Annotated in this window: 21 protein-coding genes; 12 read left to right on the top strand and 9 right to left on the bottom strand. The window is 68.4% G+C overall.

All coding sequences use genetic code 11. From position 1 onward, the window contains the following. Window positions 1–2: 2 nt before the first annotated feature. On the bottom strand, window positions 3–1,601 hold the full coding sequence (locus tag CFB82_RS21990) for a GH3 family domain-containing protein (RefSeq protein ID WP_089485274.1): 1,599 nt from the start codon (window positions 1,599–1,601) through the stop codon (window positions 3–5). Continuing rightward, entirely contained in the window at window positions 1,601–2,539 is a 939-nt protein-coding gene (locus CFB82_RS21985) for a fatty acid desaturase (RefSeq protein ID WP_089485273.1), read from the bottom strand. The genes CFB82_RS21990 and CFB82_RS21985 overlap by 1 nt, the downstream gene beginning before the upstream one ends. Before the next feature lie 95 nt (window positions 2,540–2,634). Between CFB82_RS21985 and CFB82_RS21980 the strand changes: the two genes are divergently transcribed. Continuing rightward, a complete protein-coding gene (locus CFB82_RS21980; protein WP_089485272.1) occupies window positions 2,635–3,522 on the top strand; it encodes a metal-dependent hydrolase in 888 nt (295 codons plus the stop codon). Continuing rightward, window positions 3,519–4,418 (top strand): hypothetical protein, encoded by a 900-nt coding sequence (locus CFB82_RS21975; RefSeq protein ID WP_089485271.1) that lies wholly within the window; start codon window positions 3,519–3,521, stop codon window positions 4,416–4,418. Before CFB82_RS21980 ends, CFB82_RS21975 begins: the two co-directional genes overlap by 4 nt. Here the strand turns inward: CFB82_RS21975 and CFB82_RS21970 are convergent. Together CFB82_RS21970 and CFB82_RS21965 are read right to left on the bottom strand one after the other, a co-directional pair. Further along, entirely contained in the window at window positions 4,406–5,521 is a 1,116-nt protein-coding gene (locus tag CFB82_RS21970; RefSeq protein WP_089485270.1) for a hypothetical protein, read from the bottom strand. The two genes, CFB82_RS21975 and CFB82_RS21970, sit on opposite strands and share 13 nt — an antisense overlap. Before the next feature lie 9 nt (window positions 5,522–5,530). Next, window positions 5,531–6,241, bottom strand: coding sequence for a hypothetical protein (locus tag CFB82_RS21965; RefSeq protein ID WP_069252252.1), 711 nt, complete (start codon window positions 6,239–6,241; stop codon window positions 5,531–5,533). A 61-nt stretch (window positions 6,242–6,302) separates the two neighbouring features. Between CFB82_RS21965 and CFB82_RS21960 the strand changes: the two genes are divergently transcribed. Then, entirely contained in the window at window positions 6,303–7,763 is a 1,461-nt protein-coding gene (locus CFB82_RS21960) for a fatty acid desaturase (RefSeq protein ID WP_089485269.1), read from the top strand. A 52-nt stretch (window positions 7,764–7,815) separates the two neighbouring features. Here CFB82_RS21960 and CFB82_RS21955 read toward each other — a convergent pair whose 3' ends face one another. The 3 genes from CFB82_RS21955 to CFB82_RS21945 all read right to left on the bottom strand — a co-directional run bounded on the left by CFB82_RS21955 (window position 7,816) and on the right by CFB82_RS21945 (window position 10,831). Beyond that, a complete protein-coding gene (locus CFB82_RS21955; RefSeq protein ID WP_089485268.1) occupies window positions 7,816–8,547 on the bottom strand; it encodes a ribonuclease T2 in 732 nt (243 codons plus the stop codon). A 204-nt stretch (window positions 8,548–8,751) separates the two neighbouring features. After that, the gene (locus CFB82_RS21950; protein ID WP_089485267.1) at window positions 8,752–9,330 is read right to left on the bottom strand and encodes a hypothetical protein; all 579 of its coding nucleotides are present in this window, start codon (window positions 9,328–9,330) and stop codon (window positions 8,752–8,754) included. Between the two features lie 97 nt (window positions 9,331–9,427). Beyond that, the gene (locus CFB82_RS21945; protein ID WP_089485266.1) at window positions 9,428–10,831 is read right to left on the bottom strand and encodes an HdeD family acid-resistance protein; all 1,404 of its coding nucleotides are present in this window, start codon (window positions 10,829–10,831) and stop codon (window positions 9,428–9,430) included. Window positions 10,832–11,074: 243 nt separating this feature from the next. Here CFB82_RS21945 and CFB82_RS21940 point away from each other — a divergent pair, with 243 nt between their 5' ends. The 8 genes from CFB82_RS21940 (at window position 11,075) to CFB82_RS21905 (ending at window position 19,251) form a co-directional block, all read left to right on the top strand. Next, complete coding sequence (locus CFB82_RS21940) at window positions 11,075–11,845, top strand: hypothetical protein (protein ID WP_143750952.1); 771 nt, start codon at window positions 11,075–11,077, stop codon at window positions 11,843–11,845. A gap of 65 nt (window positions 11,846–11,910) precedes the next feature. Beyond that, window positions 11,911–12,477, top strand: coding sequence for a helix-turn-helix domain-containing protein (locus tag CFB82_RS21935; RefSeq protein ID WP_089485264.1), 567 nt, complete (start codon window positions 11,911–11,913; stop codon window positions 12,475–12,477). Window positions 12,478–12,594: 117 nt separating this feature from the next. Further along, window positions 12,595–12,804 (top strand): hypothetical protein, encoded by a 210-nt coding sequence (locus tag CFB82_RS21930; protein ID WP_089485263.1) that lies wholly within the window; start codon window positions 12,595–12,597, stop codon window positions 12,802–12,804. 96 nt (window positions 12,805–12,900) lie between these two features. Beyond that, window positions 12,901–13,482, top strand: coding sequence for an HD domain-containing protein (locus CFB82_RS21925; protein WP_069252259.1), 582 nt, complete (start codon window positions 12,901–12,903; stop codon window positions 13,480–13,482). A gap of 55 nt (window positions 13,483–13,537) precedes the next feature. After that, on the top strand, window positions 13,538–14,266 hold the full coding sequence (locus CFB82_RS21920; RefSeq protein ID WP_089485262.1) for a class I SAM-dependent methyltransferase: 729 nt from the start codon (window positions 13,538–13,540) through the stop codon (window positions 14,264–14,266). Between the two features lie 296 nt (window positions 14,267–14,562). Continuing rightward, the gene (locus CFB82_RS21915; protein WP_089485261.1) at window positions 14,563–15,756 is read left to right on the top strand and encodes an efflux RND transporter periplasmic adaptor subunit; all 1,194 of its coding nucleotides are present in this window, start codon (window positions 14,563–14,565) and stop codon (window positions 15,754–15,756) included. Between the two features lie 2 nt (window positions 15,757–15,758). Further along, window positions 15,759–17,864 carry a MacB family efflux pump subunit gene (locus CFB82_RS21910; protein ID WP_089485260.1) on the top strand — a complete coding sequence of 702 codons (2,106 nt, stop codon included), beginning with the start codon at window positions 15,759–15,761 and terminating at the stop codon, window positions 17,862–17,864. A gap of 13 nt (window positions 17,865–17,877) precedes the next feature. After that, the gene (locus tag CFB82_RS21905; protein ID WP_089485282.1) at window positions 17,878–19,251 is read left to right on the top strand and encodes an efflux transporter outer membrane subunit; all 1,374 of its coding nucleotides are present in this window, start codon (window positions 17,878–17,880) and stop codon (window positions 19,249–19,251) included. A 42-nt stretch (window positions 19,252–19,293) separates the two neighbouring features. On the opposite strand, the gene CFB82_RS21900 is transcribed toward CFB82_RS21905, so the two are convergent. Further along, the gene (locus CFB82_RS21900) at window positions 19,294–20,832 is read right to left on the bottom strand and encodes an MFS transporter (RefSeq protein WP_089485259.1); all 1,539 of its coding nucleotides are present in this window, start codon (window positions 20,830–20,832) and stop codon (window positions 19,294–19,296) included. A gap of 171 nt (window positions 20,833–21,003) precedes the next feature. On the opposite strand from CFB82_RS21900, the gene CFB82_RS21895 reads away from it, so the two are divergent. After that, on the top strand, window positions 21,004–21,909 hold the full coding sequence (locus CFB82_RS21895; RefSeq protein WP_089485258.1) for a LysR family transcriptional regulator: 906 nt from the start codon (window positions 21,004–21,006) through the stop codon (window positions 21,907–21,909). A gap of 58 nt (window positions 21,910–21,967) precedes the next feature. Here CFB82_RS21895 and CFB82_RS21890 read toward each other — a convergent pair whose 3' ends face one another. Beyond that, complete coding sequence (locus CFB82_RS21890) at window positions 21,968–23,011, bottom strand: AbrB family transcriptional regulator (protein WP_089485257.1); 1,044 nt, start codon at window positions 23,009–23,011, stop codon at window positions 21,968–21,970. Window positions 23,012–23,467: the final 456 nt, after the last annotated feature.

Below are 23,467 nucleotides of genomic sequence, written 5' to 3'. Positions count from 1 at the left end.
CATCATTCATTCGTCATCGCCAGCAACGCATCGGCCATCGGCAACCGCGTCACGAGCGCGCACGGCTTCACGTCACCCGCGCGGATGCCGGCCCGTTCGGCCGCCTGCTGCAGCCGATCGCCGAGCAGCGCCGGCGATCGGCCCAGCCAGCGCATGCGCAGCGGACCGAGCTGGCCGAGGCGGCGCGCGTGAGCGTAGTGGAACGCCTGCGCCAGTCCGGCTTCGACAGTTGCGCACATTGCGTCGGCTGCATCGGTGCCGATGTCGCCGGCAACGCACAGCACGTAATGCGGCAGTCCTTCTTTCGCCACGCACGGCACGACGCACGCGCAGACTTCGCGGGACTGCTCACGCGCGCGGTTCAGCGCTTCGGCCGCAATCTGTTCGTCGAGCTTCTCGCCGACGAGGTCGACGCTCGCCGCCGCGCGCCCGACGAACGCAATGCGCGGCGTGCGCGCGGCCATGCCGACCACGCGCACGCGATCACCGAGCGCATAGCGATACAGCCCGCCGCCCGTGGTCAACAGCACCTGTGCATCGTCGCCGGGTCGCAACCCTTCGACGTCGCACACGCTGCCGTCGTCGCGCACGAATTCAAGGTAGTGGCTGCCGATCCCGAGCGGGCAACCGTCGCCCGTGCCGAACGGAATGCTCGCGACACCTTCCGTCGCGAACAACCCCTTCGGCAGCCATTGCGCCTGCGGAAACCGCACGTGCAACGCGTCGGCGTAATGCTTGCTCGGGCCATCCAGCCAGCAGCTCACGGCGGCCAGGCGCGGCCACAGCGCCCGGCAATCGCCAGCCGCGATCGCACCGCGCAGCGCCGCGCGGCGGTCGGCCGGCAGCGATGCCTCGACCCATGCGAGATCACGCGCGCCGTCGGCATCGTCGCGATCGAACAGCGGGCGCAGCACGCTCGTCAGGAACGTCGGGCTCCATACGCTGATGAATGCGAGCGCATCATCCGCGACAAGCGCGCGCAGCGTCTCGCGCCGCCACGTCGTTGCATTACCGGTCAGCGGCGGCACGAGCAGCGTCGACGCGAGCGCGGCCGCGCTGCTGTCGCCGAGGTAGTCGAGATCGCTCGCCGAGCCGACCGGAATCCCGTTGGGCGCGACGCCGGGCGCCTGCAGCGGCGGCGACATCGACCAGTACGCGCGCCCTTCGCCGAGCGCCGGACAGGCGCGATACATGTCGGCCAGCCATACGATCATCGCGGCCTGCAGTTCGCGCAGGAACGCGGGCGTATAAGGAATCAGCTTCTGGCGCGCGGTGCTGCCGCTGGTGCGCTCGAGGAACACCGGGCGCTCGGCGCTCAGCACTGGTTCCGTTTCGTGCGACACGCGATCGAGCCACGGCAGGAAATCGGCGGCCGTATGCACGGGCACGCGTTCACGGAACTGCGCGGGGCTGTCGATCCGGTCGAAGCCGAACCGGCGTCCGAATGCCGTATCGCGGTTCGCGGCGAGCAGCGCCGTCAGCCGGCGCGCCTGCATGTCACCCGGCGCTGCAAGGCCGGCCTGCCATCGATCGACGTCCGGCTGCGCGGCGCGCGCGAACGTGCGCCATGCGTCGGCCGGGCTGCGGGCGGACGCGTCCATCAGAAATAGGTCTTGTCGAGTTGCGCGAGATCATCGGGCAGCCGGCGCGGCGGCGCGAAGATCGTAAGCCAGCCGTACCACAGCGGCCGCGTCTCGCGCAGGTCCGACACCGCGTGCATGTCCTGCCAGCGCAGCGCGGGGCGGCGATGATGCGTGAGGTTGTAGTTGAAGTTCAGCAGCAGCCAGCGCACCGGCGTCGGCGCGCGCATGTTGTACGTGCCTTCGACGACGTCGAGCGGCGTGCGCATGTGGTACACCCATTGCAGCGACGACCACGAGAACGCGAACGCGACATACGCAACCAGCACCGCCGACGCCGACCAGTCGAGCAGCCAGCCGGCCAGCAGCCAGGCACCCACGGCAGCAAGCGTTTCGTAGCGGATGCGACGGAAGTCGGCCGCCTTGAATTCCTTGAAGGCGGCCGCGTACGTGTTGTCGTCGCCGCGCGCGGCGAGCCGCTGCATCGTGCGACCGGGCACCAGCGCGAGCACGAAGCTGCCGACGAAACTGCCGAGCCAGATGCCGCCGAGGATCGCCGCGTAGTATTCAACGCGCTTGCGCAGCAGCGATTCGTCTGCCGTCGCGAAATCCGCGCGCTCGGCGCGCGTGCGGTTGCGCACGTGATGGCCGAGATGGTTCACGTGAATGAGCGTCGCGGCCGCGCCGAACATCGTGGACGCCCACCACATCATCATATAATTCGCGATCGGCCGGCGATGCCCGAACCCGTGAAAGGTTTCGTGCATCATCGAGAACACGCCCTGCATCACGAGGCAGAACGGCACGAGCACGAGCCACTTGATCGCGCCGGCGCCGGTATGCGACAGCCAGGTGAGCGTACCGGCCCACACCACGCTCTGCAGCGCGAGCACAAGCAGGTTCGCCCGATCGTAACGTCGGGTCTGCGCGGCAGCGGCTTGCGCGCTCGGTCGGTTCATGGCTCGGAATGGCGGTTGTTTGCACGGGAGGATACAACAGATGCGTCAGCCGCCGGTAACGGCCCGCGCCCCGTCCGTGGCGGGGCGGAATTAGCATGCGGCCGTTTCGCCGCCCGAGCGCCGACAGCCCCGCGTCGCGCATGCCGACCCGCGACGTGCGCTTCGCGATCGACGAACGCATTCCGCGCTTCTGGTATCGCGGTACGTGCCATGTCACGCGCTTCTTCGACGCGTTTTCCGTGATGTTTCCGCTCGGCGAGCGCTTCTTCATCGAAAGCGTGCGGCCGTTTCGCGACCAGGTTGGCGGCGATGCATCGCTCGCGGCCGACGTCGACGCGTTCGTGCGGCAGGAAGCGTCGCATATCCGCGTGCACCGGCGCTACAACGCACGCCTCGCGTCGCAGCACGTGCCGGTCGACGCGCTCGAGGCGCTGCTCGAGACACGCCAGCGCAATGCCGCGCGGCAGGTGGCGCCCGTCACGCGGCTCGCGCTGACGGCGTGCCTCGAGCACTACACGACGATCCTCGCGCACCGCCTGCTGAGCGACCCGGCGATCCTCGACGGCGCCGATCCGACGATGGCGGCCGTGTGGCGCTGGCATGCGATCGAGGAAACCGAGCACAAGACCGTCGCGTTCGACGTGTTCGCGGCGGCCATGCCGAACGCGGTGCGGCGCTATGTCGTGCGCTGCGCGGCCATGCTCGGGATCTCCGTCTACTTCGTGATCGACCTGATCTATTTCGTGCACCGCCTCGTCGCCGTCGACGGGCAGACCTGGAACCTGCGCGGCTGGCTGCAACTGCTGCGCTGGCTGTTCGTCGCGCCGGGCATCTTCACGCGCGTGATGCCGATGTGGCTGTTCTGGTTCTCGCCGCGCTTCCATCCCGACCGCCTCGACTGCGATGCGGCATTGCGCGCGGCACGCGCCGCGCTCGAACCGTATCTGGCCACTGCCGAATCCGAACCGGAGTCGCACGCATGACACGCGCGCCGTGGACGCCCGACGGGTTCGACGACTGGCGCCGCCACTATCCGGCAACGCCGTTCGCGCGTGCCGCGGCGAACCTCGACCGGACCGACGCGTTCATCGACGGCTGGACACGGCGCACCGCCCGCCTGCCGCTGACGACGACGGTGGTGCTCGTCGCCGGGCTGTATTCGGAATGGCTGCCCGGCTGCAATCGCGGCGCGCGGCAGACGCTCGGCGCGGCCGGCTATCGCGTGCTGACGGTGCCTGTGCGTTCCGCGCGCGGCGTGTTCGATCAGGGCGCGCATATCGGTGCGTACCTGCGCAAGCACCTGCCGGCCGGCGGCGAATTCGTCGCGCTTGCGCACAGCAAGGGCGGCATCGACACGCTCGCCGCGCTCGTCGGCGACCCGGCGCTGGCGGCGCGTTGTGCCGGCCTCGCGCTGATGCAGCCGCCGTGCGGGCCATCCGCGATCGTCGATACGATCTTCCGCCACGGCATGCCGCCGCACGTGGCCGCACCGTGGCCCGACCGCATCGCACGCCGCATGCTGCGCACGCGCTGGGCCGACGCCGGCACGCGCGACATCAGCAGCCGGCGCGATCCGCGCGTCGGCGCAATGCTTGCCGCGCTGCCGCGCGATCTGCATCTCGTGCACGGCGTGAGCTGGTCCGTCGAGGCGTCCACGCGCTTCGATTCGCATCACGGGCGGCTGAACAGGCATCGTCCCGGCTGCGCGCACGACGGACAGTTCTATCTCGAACACCAGGTGATGGCCGGTATCCCGCAGGTCTGCCTGCCGCGGCTCGACCACGGCCAGCCCGTGCTCGGCGGGCTCGGCTTCGACGCCGGCCGCTTCTGGCTCGCGTTCGCCGACCTGCTGCACGTCACGCGCGCTCAGACCAGGTAGATCTCGAAGCCCGGCACGCGGCCGGCCAGCAGGCCATCGATCGGCACGACCGGCTCGCCGGTCGACAGCGTATAGAGATCCATCGGCGTACGCGCCGCGTGGTAGCGCGCGAGCGCCGACCCGAGCGGATCGCCGTCGTACAGACACAACTGCATCAGCGCATGGCTATTGCGCACGCGCAGCCACGCGGCATCGAGCAGCGCCGCGAACACGGACGGATCGCGGTCGCGCCCCTGCAGGTGCGTCAGATAGACGTCGCGCAACGGCTCGCCGGGCGCCGCGATACGCGGGCGGCGCAATGCGGGTGCGACTGCATTGAATGCGACACGGACCGCCCGCAGCGGCAACGGCAGCCGTTCGAGCACGATCCGTTTGATTTCGCCCGCATCCCACGGCGCGACGCAGCCGACCAGGTTGTCGTGCGCGTCGAGCGCCAGCAGGAACGCGTCGATGCCGAACGATGGCCACGTGTCGAGCCGCCGCGCGAATTCGTCCGCGGAGAACACGCCGCCGAACGGCTGGCGACGCGATTCGGCATCGAGAAACGCGCGCAGCGCGTCCGCATGATGCGGCTGCGCATCGACGATCCGCACGCCCGGCACGCAACGCGGCACCGACGACAGCCCGCGCTGCGCGTAGATCGACACGTTCTCGTAGCCGTGCCAGTGCGTGAAACGCAGCCGGTTCTCGCGCCGCGATCGTGCCAGCGACTGCACCGCGAGCCGGTTGTCGCGGATCATGCAGCAATACGCATGCTGCACGCCGGCATCGGCGCGCAGCGTCGCGAAGCGCGCGCGCACCGAGTCGGTCCACTCGCGCGACAGCCGCCGGTCGTGCATCAGCCGCAGGTCGCCGAGATAGGCGACCGGCTGCGCGCGCTCGCCGAGATAGCCGTCGCGTACGACGAGGCTCGCAAGCCCCTTCAACGACGCACGCTCATCTTCCGCGAGCCAGACTTCATGATGCGGCGCGTGGCAGCGATGCAGCGCGAAGTAGTCAGGCGCACGATCGAAGCGCAGCGGCAGGCTGCCCTGCATCGCATGACGGGACTGGAAATCGAGAATGCGCGCGTTGTCGGCCGATTGCGCGAGACGGATCCGCATGCGCTTGGCTCACACCCCGTCGAACAGCCGGCGCGCAAGCGGCCGCAGGTTCGACGCCGACAGCTCGCACAGGCACACGAGTTCGTCGCCCTGCGCGTAGCCGGGATTGCGTGCGAGGAAGTAGTCGACGTCGGCCAGCCGCCGGTGCGAGGCCGGCACCTCCGCGAGCACGGGCGCAAGCCGGCCCTGCGGCGTGTCGAACGACAGCAGGCCGGTGGCGGAGTCGTACGCGTGCCCGTAGCGGCTCGCGGCCAGGTGATCCATCAGGTCCTGCGTGGCCGGGGCGGTCAGGTGGTCGGCACGCGGCGCGTAGTCGCGCGCGAACGCGCGCAGGTAGCGATAGGTGCGATGCCCCTTGCAGATCAGAAACCAGTACAGCGGCACGGCGGGTGCCTGCCGCCACACGTCGCCCGCGTGGCGGATCCACGCGAACGCGAGATGCTGCGTGCCCCAGTGCGCGGGATCGATGATCGTATCGCCGGAAAAGATCACGCGGATCGACGCGTCACGCCAGCGTGTCTCGTACTGCTTGAGCGTCGAGAAGCCCTGGATCGCGCCGCCGCCGTCGCGCAGCACGATGCAGTGCGTCTTGTCGCCGAGGTCGCGGTCGAACTGCGCACGAACCGTGTCGCAATAGGACGCCGCATACAACGAGAACATCCGGTCGATGTCGTCCGGGCCCAGGGCCGCACGTTCGACGGCGGTGGCACGCAACTCCATCGGGTACTCCTGCAAGACTGAACAGCTTGCTATGATAGCCCGTTACCCGCCTGCTCCCGCCATGTCCAACGCCGTTTCCCGCCAGGATGCGAACGACACGCCGATCGCCCGGCCATGGCCGCTGCTCGTCGCCTATCTCGTCGTGACGGGCGCGTTCTACTCCTTCGTCACGCACCTGCCGCTCGGGCCGGTCACGATCATTCCGGCGAGCACACTCGATCGCGCGGTTCCGCTGCTGCCCGGCACCGTGCCGCTTTACCTCAGCTACCTGTTCGTGATGCCCGCGCTCGTATGGCTCGGGCGTGGCCGTGCATGGCTGCTGCCGGCGTTCTTCGCCGGCACGCTCGCGGCCGGCATTTGCCTCGTGTGCCATCTGCTGCATCCGACCGCCGTCGCGTGGCCGCCCGCTCATGACGGCTGGATCGCGTGGCTGCAGCGGATCGACACGCCGCTTGCCGCATCGCCGAGCGGGCACGTCGCGCTGCCGGTCGCGATCGCCATCGTGCTGGTGGCGCTCCGACTACGGTCAGCCGTGCTGTTCGCCGCGTGGAGCACGCTGCTGATGGTGACGGTCCTGACCACCGGCCAGCATCGTGCCGCCGACGTCGTGTGGGGCGGCGCGATCGGCATCGCGGCCGGCGCGCTCACGCTCGCGCTGCTGCGCGCCAAAGTCGACCTGCGCACGATGGCGGCCATGCTGCTCGAATGGGCGTGCATCGTCGTGGCGATCCGGGTGGCCACCGCGCTCGGCGCGTGGTACCTGTATGCGCTTGCCGTACTCGTCGTCGCGACGCGGCAGCATGCGCTGTTCATCCTGTATCACGACGCGACCCACTATCACCTGACGCGCCATCGCGGTTTCAACGACTTCCTGATCAACGTCGCGATCGGCGTGCCGGGGCTCGTGCCCATCGAGTTCTACCGGCCGCTGCATCTCGCGCATCACCGGCATCTCGGCACCGCGCAGGACCCGGAGCGGCAGTTCCTCTATCACGACCAGCCGTGGCGGTTCCGGCCGCTCGACGCATGGCCGCTTGCGCGGCAGTTCCTCGGCGACCTGCTCGTGCTGAACATGGTGCGCAACATGGCGGCATTCCGGCGCGCGGGCGGACAGAATACGCGGCTCGGCCGGCCTTTCCAGGCAGCCGCGGCGGTATGGGGAGTCATCGTCGCGCTGCTCGTGTGGGCCTGTACCGTGCAGACGATCCTGCTGGTCGCCGCGCTGTGGTTCGTGACGCTGCTCACGCTGTCGGTCCTGCTGCAGAAGATCCGCAGCATGGCCGAGCACAGCGGCGGCCCGCACGCGACGCCCGGCTGGGCCGACTGGACGTATTCATGGCGCACGGGCTGGATCGGCCGCGTGTTCGTGTGGCCGTATCACATCAACCTTCATTTGCAGCATCACCGGAATCCGGCGGTGCCGTGGCATGCACTGCCCGACGCGATCGACGAACACGAGCCGCAACTCGACGCACCGGAACTGGCCCGGCTGCTGTGGTCGGGCATCCCGCCGAAGCCGTGACCGGCGACGGCGCACACGATGTCGCGCGCCGTCGCCCCTTCGCCCTTCCCCGTTACTTCGCGATATACACGCCCGACGTCGGGCACGTGCCCTGCGTATTGCCGTCCGTCACGAGCGAGGCGGCGCTCGGGAACTGCGCGGCCGCATTGGTCTTCACCGCGATCCACGCTTCGGTGAAATAGCTGACGCCATTCGTCTTCGTGCACTTCAGCGATACCGCGCTGCGCGTATTGCTGCCGAATGCACCTTCGAAGGCCGACAGTAGCTGGTTACGCGTGACCGTCTTGCCCGCGTTCGCCTGCAGGAATGCGTTGAACGACGTGTTGCCGAGCCGGCTGATCATGCCGGATGCCTGGTTCCAGTAAGCATCGGGCGATGCCGAGTTCGAACAGGTGCCGTGCTTGAACCACTCGTGCTTGTCGAGGCAGGACGCGACGCCCGGCATGTACGTCGACAGCGTGTTGCGGGTCGCGCTGCTGATCGGGTAAGCGTCCATGCTGCACCACTGGTGCGCGTTGTCGAGATCGATGTCGTTCTGCGGCACGCCGCAGTAGAACGGCTGGTTGCCGTCGTAGTTGTTCGGCCACAGGCCATGCAGCGACAGGCTCGTCGCCGCGTACGTGCCGGCGAGGTTCGTGCATTCGGGTGTGTCGTGCGACGCGCAGAAGCCGGGCTCCCACGACGCGGCGAGCAACAGGTAGTCGTAGCTGGTCTGCGCGGTGGCGTGCAGTGAAACGGAAGCGACGGCGAGTGCGGCAGCGGCGCGGGCGAGCGTCTTGAGCATGGCGTTTCCTCGGAAAAGGCTTGCGGTCGCGGGATGCGCCGCAAGATTGTCGAATGTCTGTCCGCAATTGTTGCCGACGCAACATGGCACGAATGTGAAGGTGGACGAATGAAGTCCGGCGGCGCGGGTGCAGGCACCCATCGTCGCGTCGCGCGCTGCCTCACACGGCCGACACGTGCCGCCACACTGGCGGCACGCCGCCCCTCACGACCCGGCGCCCAGCTGCGTGCACGCGCGTGTGATCGATTCGGGGCCTTCGAGCGCGAGGATCTGCCACACGCCGATGCTGACGCGCCGGCGCGCCGCCGTCGACGCATCGGCCAGCAACGCCTCGACGCGCGGTGCGGCGCCTGGCGCCTGCTGCTTCAGCGCCGCGTGATGCCGCGCGCGCGACGCCGTCTCGGGTTCGTACACGTCGCACAGGCGCACCATGCCGGCGAGACCGGCGAGGTCGTCGTCCTTGTCGATCGCGCCCGGCTCGACCGGCGCGAGCCCCTTGCGCTCCGCCGCCGGCAGCTTGCTGCGCGCGCCTTCGTCGATCGACGTGGCGGATGCCGGCGGCAGGCCGCCGATCGCCGCGACGATCCGGCTGCCCGCGGCGATCATGTCGCCCTGGCACTCGATCTTCTCGGCAGCCGCGACGTTCGAGCAGAACGACACCGACGTGCGGTACACGTCGTTGCTCATGCGCGGCACCTCGTCCGCGCTCGCCTGCGCGAAGCCGGCGCTCGTCAGCGCCAGCGCGGCGGGAATCAGGATGCGGAAGGCTCTCGTCTTGTTCATTGTTGTTTGCGTAGGGGGGGTTCTCGTGGCGAGCAACCTCGCGCGGCCGCGCGGCGGCGGCCGCAGTGACGCCGGGCCCGCGTCCGGCGGCACGCGATCACTTCATCGACGCGGCTTCCGATCCGCCGGGCGACAGCGCCGCGTTGTCCTGCTCGCGCCACGTGCGGCGCGACGTCATGATCGCCTTCACGGCCGAGCGCGCGACCTTCCACCACGCGAACGGCCGCGGATCGGCAAGCATGCTGAGCGCGCGCGCATAGTCGAGCGTGAGCCCGGGCGTCCATGCCATCGTCACCGCGCGCTTGCGGATCTGCGCGGCGACCCACAGCTCGGGCGTGAGCAGCAGCCGCACGAACGCACCCCACCCGGCACGCGCGCCCTTCAGCCGCCACACAGCACCGTCGAGTGCGGCTTCGAGCGCGTTCGACACCGTGCTCGAGCAGTTGCGGTGCGTGAGGTTGTACGTCGCGTTCTGCCGGTACGACGTCCAGAAGGCATCCAGCTTCGACGGATCGTAGTTGCGGATCCGCACGCGCACGGTCGACGGGCACCACGCCTTCGACTCGGTCGCGTAGTCGGGCTGGAACAGGCCCGGCACGTCGTTTTCGCGGGTCGCGCGCAGGATGCGCGTGAATTCGTCCGGAGAACGATCGATTTCGACGCCCGGATACAGGCTGATATAGATGCCCTCGGGCGACTCCAGCGCCGCGTGCCCGGTCGAGATCACGCCATTGACGTCCACCGCCGCGATATAGCGGTCGATCACCGGATAGCGCTGCGCTTCGGCCTTCGACGTGCCGGTCGGCGTCCACACGTGCACGGTGAGCGCATGCTCGCCGTCGGCCGGCGGGCCGTCCCATTCGGATTGCGCGAAATGCGGCCGGTCGCGCGCATCGTCGAGATCCGGCGCGAGCACCGGCGCCGGCGACGTCGCGAACGCCGGATTGCGCGTCAGCCGCCGCACACGCGCGGCGAGGCTCAGCATGTGCATCCCGCCGAACATCAGCAGCAGGCCGAGGCAGTACGGCACGGTGCCCACATAGTGCGTCGGGTACGGCTGATAGAAGAAGATGGCCAGCAGGATCTCGACGACGCCCCATGCGAAGGCGACGTTCCAGCGGCGATAGCGCACCATCCACGCCGCAGTGCACTGCAGCAGCCCGTCGACGAGGAACAGCGTGCCGAAAATCATCGACAGCAGGAAATGGCCGTGGTGATGCCCCGCGAACACGAGCCCGGCAGCGACCACCACCGCGATCCCCTTCACATAGCGCAGAATGCGCTGGCCGCCGACGCCGCTGCCGGCCACGGCAAGCGTCGCGAGCCCCTCGATCAGGAACAGCCACGCAAAGATCTGGATCGGGAAGTGCAGCGCGCCATCGAGTGCATCGACGAAGATCACGACGCCCGCGACGATCCACACCCAGCCGAGCACGGTCAGCCCGCGCCAGCGGGTACGCAAGTATTCGATGCCCAGCAGCAGCAAGACCAGTCGTACCATCGCGCCCTCTCGTCATTTTTTCGGGATACGCGCTGGTCACGCGTGTCCTGTCGTTTCGACCGCGCATCGTGCGACGCGCCAGCCGAAATGCGGTAATTCATACCGGCGCGTCATGCCTCGACATGACCGTTGGCTGCCGGTATACCTCCGCACTGGCCGAATAATAAGATATGGCGGAGACGGTTGAAAGCGGCGACGAAAACATTGTCGGCACGGCACGGACAAGGGCCATCGACCGCTGCCGTGGCAGATATCCCGTTCGACAACGCGCAGCGGATCCGCCAGAATCCCGCGACGAGGGCATCAAAAGAACCGAACCGCACAAGACGGGACAAGACAATGACCATATCGATCGCACGCCGGTGCTGGCACGCCGCCTTGGTCGCGGGCTGCATCGCGCTGCCGGGCTGCCACGAACCCCAAGTACACACGGAACAGCCGCCGTCAGAGGATCAGTTTTTCAAGTCGGGGCTGGTTCGGGAACAGCCGTACGATGAAGCGGTATCCGGCTTCATGGTCACGAAAGACCATGCGAAGCTGATCGTTCTGGGCCGCCCCGTCCACTTCGTCCTCGATCTGCCCGACACGCTACGATCCGCCATGTCGGCCGGCTACCGGTCATCACTGCGTTGGTCGTTCACCGGATTCCGCGCGGTGGGCGGCCATGTCAAAGGCCATTACCGCGTCGTGCTGCCGGATGGCGCTTCGGCAGTCGATCGGGTGACGGCAGCCGCGCACGGGTTCATCGCCGCGCACGACGGTTCCGCGCTAGAAGGCAACATCGCCGGAATGCGTTACGCCACCCAAGGCTTCGAGATACCGCCCAAGGTGGCTGCGCAGCTGCTCGACCGACCCTGCACGATTGATGCCCGGCAGGTGACAGAGGCCGTGGCAATCGTGAATCTCGCGATCGAACCCACGCCGATCACGGCCGCCGCCGACGGCGATCTTGTCCTCGGCGGCGCAGCGCTGGTTCCGGTCGAACTCGTCACGATTCAGGCGCCAAGGGAATGACGATTCCATCCATCGCTGCCGCAACGCGGCGTGAACGCGACGCACACCCCGAACGGAGCACCACCATGACCGCCTCACCGCTTCACGCCCCGCCGCTCGGCCCGCAACTCAAACGCTGGCGCACGCTGCATCGCGTCAAGCAAAACCATGCGGCCGAGCTGTTCGGTGTCGCGCAATCGACAATCTCGCGCTGGGAAGCCGGCCTCCAGCAGATGTCGCCCGACGAGCGCGCGACCGCCGAGCGGTTGCTCGCGGCACGCCTCGATTCGGCCGGCGATCACGCGCTCGCGCGGCTCGTCGCGGGCAGCGCGGGCTGCATGCATCTCGTGTGCGACCTCACGCACCGCCTGCTCGCTTCTTCCCCGGCGCGCGCGGCCGAATTCTCGCAGCCGCTGTCGATGCTGCTCGGCACGTCGCTGTGGCGCTACGCGACGCCGGAGATCGTCCGCATGGAAACCGCGCTCGACACGCTCGGCTGGCACGACCACGCGGGGCCGCCGAGCGTCGAATTCGACACCGGTGCGAATGCGTCGCGCGTCGTGCCGATCCGCGGCAGCACGTGCCGGTGGACGCGGATGACGCTGTCGGACGGCTCGGCCGCGCGGCTCGTGGAGACGCTCCAGGATGCGTGATTGCCACGTCGCGATGAAGCACCGCATGCCGGCAACGGTGCGGCCGCTTTCAACGCGTACGGCATCCAACGCAAAAGATGCGAACGTGAATGGCAGCACGCCCAGGGGAGATGCCACATGTCGACGCTTGTCATGCGAGAACTCGTGATCGTCGCGTTCATTCTCTATACGGGTGCGGCCGTGCTCGCTGCGCTTCGCTCGGGTGTGGCCAACGCCGGCGGCAGGCGGGTGGCGCGCCGCAGCAGCCCCTGGCTGTTCAGCCTGATCGTCGGTGTTCAAACGGGTTTCTTCGCGCTGTTCTGCTGGGCCGGGCTTTTTGCGAAGTAGCGGCGCGGCACAGCACCACCGCCACGCATATTTCATGCGTGGACGACGCACACCCACCCGCATTACGCTAGGCGGCTCATCGCAAGGACGCCGACCATGACCCCCGATACGATCCACGCGCGGCTCGCTTTCCTGCGCGAAGCCGAACGCCTGAAGGATGTGCTGCGCAGCGGCCACACGTCGTCCGGGCGCGCGGAAAGCACGGCCGAGCACAGCTGGCGGCTGTGCCTGATGGCGCTCGTGTTCGCCGACGCGCTACCCGGCATCGACACGCTGAAGCTGCTGAAGCTGTGCGTCGTCCACGATCTCGGCGAGGCGCTGCACGGCGACATTCCCGCGATCGAACAAGCCGCGCACCCCGACAAAAGCGCGCAAGAACGCGACGACCTGCTGACACTGACCGCACCGCTCGATCCCGCGCGGCGCGACGAGATCGTCGCGCTGTGGGATGAATACGAGGCGGCGGCTACGCCGGAAGCACGTGCGGCGAAGGCGCTCGACAAGCTCGAGACGATCCTGCAGCACAACCAGGGCAGCAACCCACCCGATTTCGACTACGCGTTCAATCTCGGCTACGGCCGCCGCTACACCGACGCCGCGCCGCTGTTCAGCGCGATCCGCGACATCGTCGACGCCGACACGCAACGCCGGATCGACGCGGGCGGGCAGCGCGCGTAAGCTCGCGGGATCGGGCGCGCGGCACCGCGCGCCCTACCCGCACGAGGCGCTACGCATGACGCAAAACATCTACGACGACCCGGCCTTCTTCGAAGGCTACAGCCGCCTGAGCCGCTCGATTCACGGCCTCGACGGCGCACCCGAATGGCCCGCGCTGCGCGCGCTGCTGCCCGACCTGCACGGCCGCGACGTGCTCGACCTCGGCTGCGGCTACGGCTGGTTCAGCCGCTGGGCGGCCGATCAGGGCGCGGCAAGCGTGCTCGGCATCGATGTCTCCGAGCGCATGCTCGAACGCGCGGCCTGGACCGCCGCGCACCCGGCGATCACGTACCGCCGCGCCGATCTCGAAACGCTCGCGTTGCCCAACGCCGCGTTCGATCTCGCATACAGCTCGCTCGCCTTCCACTACGTCGCGCACCTCGACACGCTGCTGCGCACGATTCATCGCGCGCTCGTGCCCGGCGGGCGGCTCGTGTTCTCGATCGAACATCCCATTTATACGGCGCCGCGCCGGCCCGGCTTCGTCGTCGATGCGCAGGGCAACCGGTCCTGGCCGCTCGACGGCTACCAGCGCGAAGGCGAACGCGTGACCGACTGGCTCGCGCCGGGAGTCGTCAAGCAGCACCGCACGCTCGGCACGCTCGTGAACCTGCTGATCGGCAGCGGCTTCACGCTCACGCACCTGGACGAATGGGGACCGACGCAGGCGCAGGTCGATGCGCTGCCCGCGCTCGACGAGGAACGCGACCGGCCGATGATGGCGCTCGTCGCCGCGCAGCGCTAACGCACGTCAGCGCACGACGCGATACCCGCACAGGCCTTCGCCTGCCGTGGTCACGGCCCGCAACAATGACGCCGCACGGCCTCCGTTCCCGTGCGGCGTTCGCACAATTCAGCACAATTTCCACACGATTTGGCGTGATGTCCTCGCTTACCATGAGCGGCTGATTCGACTCGGCACGCCCGCGCGATGCGTACGCGGATGCCGTCGCGGGCAACCTGCCCGACATGCGACGCCGACCGGATCGTCCCGCCTGGCCGCACGCATCGCCGGCACTGCCTGATCCTCGCCGCACGCTCATGACTCAGAAGACCCATCGCCGCCGGCGCATCGTGCTGGCTACCCTTGCCATCGTGGCGATCGCCGCTGGCGTCACGCTGAAGGCGTGCGCACCCGACAAGCATCCGCAATACCTGTCCGCGCCCGTCTCGCGCGGCGATCTCGAGAACGCGGTGCTGGCAACCGGCGCGCTGCAGGCGTTCCGGCAGGTCGACGTCGGCGCGCAGGTGTCGGGGCAGTTGAAGTCGCTGAAGGTCAAGCTCGGCGATAAGGTCACGAAGGGCCAGTGGCTCGCCGAGATCGATCCCGTGATCTCGGAAAACGCGCTGCGTCAGGCGCGCGCCAGCGAAGAAAGCCTGCGCGCGCAACAACAATCGACCGCCGCGCAACTCACGCAGGCGGAACTCGCGTTCAAGCGCCAGCAGGCGATGCTGCCCGACGATGCAACCTCGCGCGAATCGTTCGAGGCCGCACGCGCGGCGCTCGACGTGCAGCGCGCGACACTCGCGTCGCTCGCCGCGCAGATCCGCTCGGCCCGCATCCAGATCGAAACGGCGCAGGCGAACCTCGGCTATACGCGCATCGTCGCGCCGATCGACGGGGAGGTCGTCGCGGTCGTCACGCAGGAAGGCCAGACCGTGATCGCCCAGCAGCAGGCGCCGGTGATCCTGAAGCTCGCCGATCTCGACACGATGACCGTGAAGGCGCAGGTGTCGGAAGCCGACGTGATCCGCGTGCGTGCCGGCCAGACCGCGTATTTCACGATCCTCGGCGAACCGGACAAGCGCCACTACGGCAAGCTGCGCGCGATCGAGCCGGCGCCGCAGAACTACGCGGAAGCGCAGAGCCCGCTCGGCGGCGGCGCGGGCGGCGGCTCGAAGCCGAATTCGGCCGTGTTCTACAACGCGCTGTTCGAAGTGCCGAATCCCGAGCATCGGCTGCGCATCTCGATGACCGCGCAAGTCAACATCGTGCTCGGCAACGCCCGCAACGCGCTCAGCATTCCGGCGGCCGCGCTCGGCGAAAAACGCAAGGACGGCACCTACGCGGTGCGCGTGCTGCGCGCCGACGGCAGCACGGAAACGCGCAACGTGCGCATCGGCATCAACAACAACGTGCGCGTCGAAGTCCTGGCCGGCCTGAAGGACGGCGACCGCGTCGTGATCGGCGAAGCGGCCGGTGACGACCACGCGCCGCTGGCGGACGTGGTGTGACGATGAGCCAGCCCCTGCTGAAACTCGCTGCCGTCACGCGACGCTTTCCGGCCGGCGACAAGGATGTCGTTGTCCTGAACAACGTCAACCTGTCGATCCACGCGGGCGAGATCGTCGCGATCGTCGGCGCGTCGGGCTCCGGGAAGTCGACGCTGATGAACATCCTCGGCTGCCTCGACCACCCGAGCGAAGGTACCTACACGGTCGGCGGCCGCGACACGCACATGCTCGACAGCGACGAGCTCGCGCAACTGCGCCGCGAGCATTTCGGTTTCGTGTTCCAGCGCTACCACCTGCTGCCGCACGTCGACGCCGTCGCGAACCTCGAAATGCCCGCGATCTATGCCGGCACGCCGCGCGCCGAGCGGCACGCACGTGCACGCGAACTGCTCGCGCGCCTCAGGCTCGCGGATCGTGCGCACCATCGGCCCGGACAACTGTCGGGCGGCCAGCAGCAGCGCGTGAGCATCGCGCGTGCGCTGATGAACGGCGGCCAGGTGATCCTCGCCGACGAACCGACCGGCGCGCTCGACACGAAAAGCGGCCAGGACGTGATCCGCATCCTGCACGAGCTGAACGCGCTCGGCCATACGATCGTCATCGTCACGCACGACAAGGCCGTCGCGCGCCATGCGAAGCGCATCATCGAGATCAGCGACGGCGAGATCGTCGCCGACCGGCCGAATCGGCACTACGCGGAAGCGCTCGTGGAAGCTGGGGTCGACGCAGCGGAAGCGCTCGCGGAAGCCGGCGTTGACGCAGCGGAAGCGAGCGATGCAGTCGAAGCAGGCGCGAACGTGCTACCCGCCCGCGATCGCCACGACACGCCGCCGCCCACATCCGCCGACGCCGACGCCAACACCGAAACGCACGCCGACACCGGCACCCGCACGCGACGCTTCGCGGCCGGCTCCGGCCGCTTCGCCGAAGCGTGCCGGATGGCATGGATCGCGCTCGTATCGCACCGGCTGCGTACGCTGCTGACGATGCTCGGCATCATCATCGGCATCACGTCCGTCGTGTCGATCGTCGCGATCGGCGAAGGCGCGAAGCGCTACATGCTCGACGAGATCGGCAGCATCGGCACGGACACGATCAACCTCTATCCGGGCACCGACTGGGGTGACAGCCGCGCCGACGCGATCCAGACGCTCGTGCCCGCCGACGTCGCCGCGCTCGCCGAGCAGCCGTACGTCGACAGCGCGACGCCCGAAACGTCGCGCACGCTGCTGCTGCGCTACCGCAACGTCGACGTGAACGCGCTCGTGAGCGGCGTCGGCGACCGCTTCTTCCAGGCGCGCGGGATGCGCTTCGCGCTGGGTGTCGCGTTCGACGAGGACGCGGTGCGCCGCCAGGTGCAGGTGGCCGTGATCGACCAGAACACGCGCCGCAAGCTGTTCGGCGCGACGCGCAACCCGATCGGCGAAGTGATCCTGGTCGACAACGTGCCGTGCGTCGTGATCGGCGTGACGGCCGACAAGAAGAGCGCGTTCGGCAGCGTGAAGAGCCTGAACGTGTGGGTGCCGTACACGACCGCGAGCGGGCGCCTGTTCGGGCAGCGCTATCTCGACAGCATCACCGTGCGCGTGCGCGACGGGCAGCCGAGCGCCGCCGCCGAGAAAAGCCTCGAAAAGCTGATGACGCAGCGCCACGGCCGCAAGGACTTCTTCACGTACAACATGGACAGCGTGGTGAAGACCGTCGAGAAGACCGGCCAGTCGCTCACCTTGCTGCTGTCGCTGATCGCGGTGATCTCGCTCGTCGTCGGCGGGATCGGCGTGATGAACATCATGCTGGTGTCGGTCACCGAGCGCACGCGCGAAATCGGCATCCGGATGGCGGTCGGCGCGCGCCAGTCCGACATCCTGCAGCAGTTTCTCGTCGAAGCCGTGCTCGTCTGCCTGCTCGGCGGCACGATCGGCATCGCGCTGTCGTTCGGGCTCGGTGCACTGTTCTCGATGTTCGTCGCGCAGTGGAAGATGGTGTTCTCGGCCGGCGCGATCGTGACCGCGTTCGTCTGCTCGACGCTCACCGGTGTGATTTTCGGCTTCATGCCCGCGCGCAACGCATCGCGGCTCGATCCGATCGATGCGCTCGCGCGCGATTGAAGAAAGATCTGTCATGACGCATTCCCCACCCCTTCACCGCCTGGGCGCATTCGCGTGCGCGGTCGCGCTGCTCGCCGGTTGCGCGGGCGCACGCCATGAACCGCTGCCCGCCGTCGCGATGCCCGCGAACTGGGAGGCGCCGGTCGCGGCCGGCGCACCGGCCACCACACGCGACTGGTGGCGCAGCTTCGGCGATCCTCAGCTCGACGCGCTGATCGACGACGCGCTGCGCGCCAACAACGACCTCGCGATCGCGGCGATCCGCGTGTACCGCGCGCAACTGCAGGCCGGGCTCGCGGATACGAACCTGACGCCGAACGTGTCGCTCGGCGCGAACGGCGCCGTATCGCGCACGCTCGATACGCACCGGATGAGCCGGACGAGCGGCGTGACCGGCTCGCTCAGCTATGAAATCGACCTGTGGGGCCGGCTGGCCGCGCTGCGCGACGCCGCGCGCTGGGAAGCCGACGCGACGGCCGCCGATCTCGAAGCCGCGCGGCTGTCGCTGATCGGCACGACCGCGTCGCTGTACTGGCAGATCGGCTATCTGAACCGGCAGATCGCGCTCGGCGACGCGAACATCGCATATGCGGTCCGCACGCTTGCGGTCGTCCGGTCGCGGCACACGGCCGGCGCCGTGTCGGGGCTCGATCTCGCGCAGGCCGAACAAAGCCTCGCCGCGCAACGCGCCGCCCAGACGCAACTGATCCAGCAACGCACCGAGAACCGCCACGCGCTCGCGATCCTGTTCGACCGGCCGCCGCAGCAGCGCGCGGCCGAGCCGGCCGCACTGCCCGTCGCGGCGCCGCCGGAAGTCGTGGCCGGCCTGCCCGCGAGCCTGCTCGGCCGGCGCCCCGACCTGCGCGCGGCGGAATTCCGGCTGCGCGAGTCGCTCGCGCAGGTCGACGCGACGCGCACGAGCTTCTATCCGACCTTCACGCTGACCGGCCAGGCCGGCACGTCGAGCACGAGCCTCGAGCGCGTGCTGATGAATCCGGTCGGCACGCTCGGGCTGGGCCTGGCACTGCCGTTCATCCAGTGGAACACGATGCAGCTGCAGATCAGGGTGTCGAAGTCACAGTACGAGGAAGCCGTCGTCGGGTTCCGCCAGAAGCTCTACACGGCGCTCGCGGAAGTCGAGAACGCGCTGTCGGCGCGTGTGCAGCTCGAACGCGAAGCCGAACAGCGCGCGCTGTCGCTGGCTCAGGCGCAGCGCGCCGAACAGCTGGCCGCCGCGCGCTTCGCGGCCGGCGCGACCGCCGTGCAGCCGTGGCTCGACCAGCAGCAGCGGCTGCGCGATGCGCAAAGCGCCGACGAACTGACGCGCCTGAACCGGCTCAACAACCAGATGACGCTGTACCGCGCGCTCGGCGGCGGGATGTCCTGACCGGCGCGTACACCGCGCCGGCCGCGCCGAGCCAGCGCGGCGTCATTCGCACACGGGCGCCCCGCGTCGCGCCGGCGCGAACGCCACCGCGCTCGCCGTCGCGAGCACGGCCACGCCCGCCGCGCCGTACACCATCACCCAGCCGAACCCGTGCACGAGCGCCGCGTGCAGTGCCGCACCGGTCGGGTCGGCCAGCGCGAGCGCCGGGGCGATCTCGTGCAGCCCGTCCGTGCGGCCGGACGCAATCTCCTGCGCGAGCCGGCGCAGCGCCGCGTCGCCGATCGTGCCCGCGACACCGCTCTTCAGGCTCGCGACGATCCCCGCGACCAGCACGAAGCCCATCGCCGCGATGTTCAGCGCGAGCGAGATCATCCGCGCGCTCATGTCGATGCCCGACGCCATCCCCGCCCGAGAGCTCGGCACCGCGCCCGTCGTCGTGTTGGTGACGGGGGTATTCGTGAGCCCGAGCCCGATGCCGGCGATCACGCAGCCGGGCAGCATCGTGATCCAGCTGGCATGGTCGGCCGCGCTGCCGATCCGCATCAACGCGAACCCCGCGGCGATCGTGAACAGGCCGCCCGGGATCACGACGCCCGGCCCGTAGCGCAGCGCGAGCCGTTCGCCGAACGGCGGCGCGACCAGCGTCGGCAACGTGTACGCGAGCAACGCGAGGCCGGCCGTCACGCTGTCGTAGCCGAGCGCGACCTGGAACCAGATCGGCAGGTAGATCATGAACGGCCAGAAGCTGAAGTTCATCCCCATCGAACCGAAGATCGCGCCGGTGAACGCGCGAATCCGGAACACCGAGAAGTCGAACATCGGCCGCGCGCTGGCGCGTTCCGCGATGAAGAAGCCGGCCAGCGCCAGCACGGTCGCGCCGAGCACGCCGAGGCCGGCCGCGCTGGTCAGCCCGAGCGCCGCGCTTTGCGTGATGTAGAACGCCAGGCCGAGCACCGCGAGCGACAGCGTGACGATGCCTGCCACATCGAGCCTGCCCGCGTGCGGATCGCGCGACTCCTGCACCGCGCCGCCGATCAGCACGAGCGCGATGGCCGCGAGCGGCGCATGGACGAGGAACACCCACGGCCAGCTTGCCAGCGCGACGATCGCGCCGCCGACGATCGGCCCGAACCCGAGCCCGATGCCGAACACGATCCCCCAGATCCCGAACGCGCGGCCACGCTCGCGGCCCTCGCGGAACTGGTGCGACAGCACCGCAATCTGGCAGATCAGCATCGCACCGCCGCTGGCGCCCTGCAGCAGCCGCCCCGCGACGAGGACCGGCACGTTCGGCGCGAGCCCGCACAGCAGCGACGTCGCGCCGAACAGCACGGTGCCGATCACGTACACGCGCTTGCGGCCGAACCGGTCGGCGAGCGTGCCGGCCGCCATCAGCACGGTCGTGCACGCGATCGTGTACGCATTCATGATCCACTGCATGCCGTTGAAATCGCCATGCAGCACGTGTTCGAGCGTCGGCAGGATCACCGGCACGCTCGAGATTTCGAGGCCGAACATCAGCGACGTGAGACAGACGGCCGCGAGTGCGACCGCATTCCTGCGGGAGTCGGATTGCGTCATGCGTATTGCGCCGCAGCCCGGCAACGGGCCGCGCGCCTCCAGGTGAGAAGGATTCGCCGCGTGCGACCGGCGACGCACGCTGGACGGGAATCGGTACTATAGTGAGAATTTCCATCCCCATTGACGCATGCATTTCTCCAGACTGGGGAACCACAGGACTCAATCTCCCCCATGACCGACAGACTCGACGGCGTGACGACCTTCGTCCAGGTAGTGGAATCGGGCAGCTTCGCGCTTGCCGCGGAACGGCTCGACATGACGCGTTCGGCCGTCGGCAAGGCGGTCGCGCGGCTCGAGAAACGGCTCGGCGCGCGGCTGTTGCAGCGCACGACGCGCAGCCAGAGCCTGACCGACGACGGCCAGGCGTACTACGACCGCTGCGTGCGCGCGCTCGCGGAACTGGAGGCGGCGGAAGCCGACCTCGACTGCGGCCGCAACGAGCCGCGCGGCAAGCTGCGCCTGAGCGTGCCGCTCGCGTTCGGGCATCACTGCGTGACGCCCATCGTGCTCGATCTCGCGCGCACCTATCCGCATTTGCGGATCGACGTGTCGATCACCGACCGTTTCGTCGATCTCGTCGAGGAAGGCATCGACCTCGCGGTGCGAATCGGCACGCTCGCGGACAGCACAAGCCTCGCGGTGCGGCGGCTCGGCACGCAATACGGCAGCCTCGGCGCGGCGCCGTCGTATCTCGCCCGCTACGGGATACCGAAGACGCTCGACGACCTGAAAGACCACCGGACGATCGCGTATTCACGCTCGGGCGTGATTCAACCGTGGGACTTGCGTGCGCTGGACGGCTCGACGGTGCGGGTCGACATGCCGCACCAGCTCAGTTTCGACGACGTGCAGGCGATCGCGGCGGCCGGCGCGTCGGGGTTCGGGATCGCGTGGCTGCCGAGCTGGCTGCTCGATCATTACGTGAAGCGCGGCGAGATGACGGTCGTGCTCGACCGCTGCTTCGTCTGCGAAGGCGACATCCACGCGATCTGGCCGAAGACGCGCTACCTGCCGCGCAAGACGCGCTGCGTGATCGACGCGCTCGCGCAGGCGGTGCCGCCGATGATCGAACGATAGGCAGGACTGCGCACGGTGCCGCCGATCGTGCCGCTCCCGTACGAGCGACACGTCCGCGCTACTTCGCGTCGCCGCCGTCGATCGCCAGCATGCGCCGGCGGCGCGCGCGGGCGAGTGCCGCCGGCGCGAAGTGCAGCACGACCAGCCGCGTCAGGTGATGAGACAGGACGAACACGACGTTCAACCCGCCGCCGTAGGCGACGATCGTGATCGTCTCGATGGCCCCGGGCGCATACGAGAGCCACAGCGGCAGCACCCCGTAGCCGGACAGCCGCGCCATCCCCCACGCGAACGCACCGGCCACCATCAGCATCAACGCGATGCATGCAAGGCCGGTTCGGCCGTATCGCAGGCCGTCCGCCAGGGTGATCTGCCTGAACTGGGCGCCGATCAGCGCGCCCAGGATGACCGAAGCCGCATCGACGCACCACGTCGGCACTTCGAAGTCGTGCAGCCATCCCGCTCGCACGAACACGCCGGTCAGCACGATGGCCGTGATCATGAACGGCGCCGGCACGCCGAGCCCGAGCAACGCCCGCCCGGCCAGCACGCACAGCGCCACCAGCCCGGTCAGCGCCAGCCACGTCTCGACCGGCAACGCAGCGACCGCTGCTTGCTGCGGTGCGCCCACCTGCGCCGGAATGAAGCAACTGACGAGGATCGTGATCGACAGGAGCCGCACGAGATGCACGACGATCACCTTGGCCGACGCGCGTTCGGATTCCAGCAGGTCGAATACCGCGGCAAGTGCGCCGGGATAGACAGCCAGCAAAGCATCGGCCCGGTTCCAGCGCGAGACGCGGGACAGCCAAAGACTGCCGACTGCGATCTGCGTGGCCAGGCACACGAGCAGGACGCCCAGGCTCGGCACGATCGAGATGACCATCTGCGTGTCCCAGGACCGGAACAGCAGGCCGGTGGCCGTGCCGAGCACGATCTGCACGAACTCGAGGCCGAAGCGCAGCCTGGGCGCGAACCCTAACCGGCTGGTCGCGATCGACGCGGCGAGAATCGCGCCGAGCAGCAGGCCATGCGGGACGCCTGCAACCCGCAGCACCAAGCCGACCGCGGTCAGGCAGGCAAGATACGCGAGTGTTTTCATCGGGAAGCGGCCTGGCTGTCGGCCTGTCTCTGGCCTATCCACATGGCAATGAAATCAGAAGTAGTTGAAATTAAATTCCAGACTCGAAAATAGATTACCCGATTATTCCGGATTCAATCATCCATAATTCATGAATCCAATCAAGGTGCGATGACACATGGATCAACTCACGTTGAAACACCGAGTGCACTATGAATTCACCAGAAAAATCGGTCGATGCGCGAATGTCGCCAATCGAGCAGCAGTCACGAACCCGATCAGCCCAGCGCCGCAGTTTGAAAACCCCACCCGCCCCCTAAGCTCTCAACAGAAAGTAAATCTATAATTTGATCCGAATCCTTGAAGGACCGTATCGACGTCTTCTTCAAGGGTTTGGATGTCACGCGCCTTGAAGGCCAGCCACTCATATTTCATCTTGTGCCACAGTTTCTCGATGCGATTGAGCTCCGGGCTGTA

Source organism: Burkholderia sp. HI2714 (assembly GCF_002223085.1).
Classification (GTDB): Bacteria; Pseudomonadota; Gammaproteobacteria; order Burkholderiales; family Burkholderiaceae; genus Burkholderia; species Burkholderia lata_D.
Note: the sequence above shows the minus strand (reverse complement) of the source record. Positions and strands in the feature narration are given on the sequence as shown.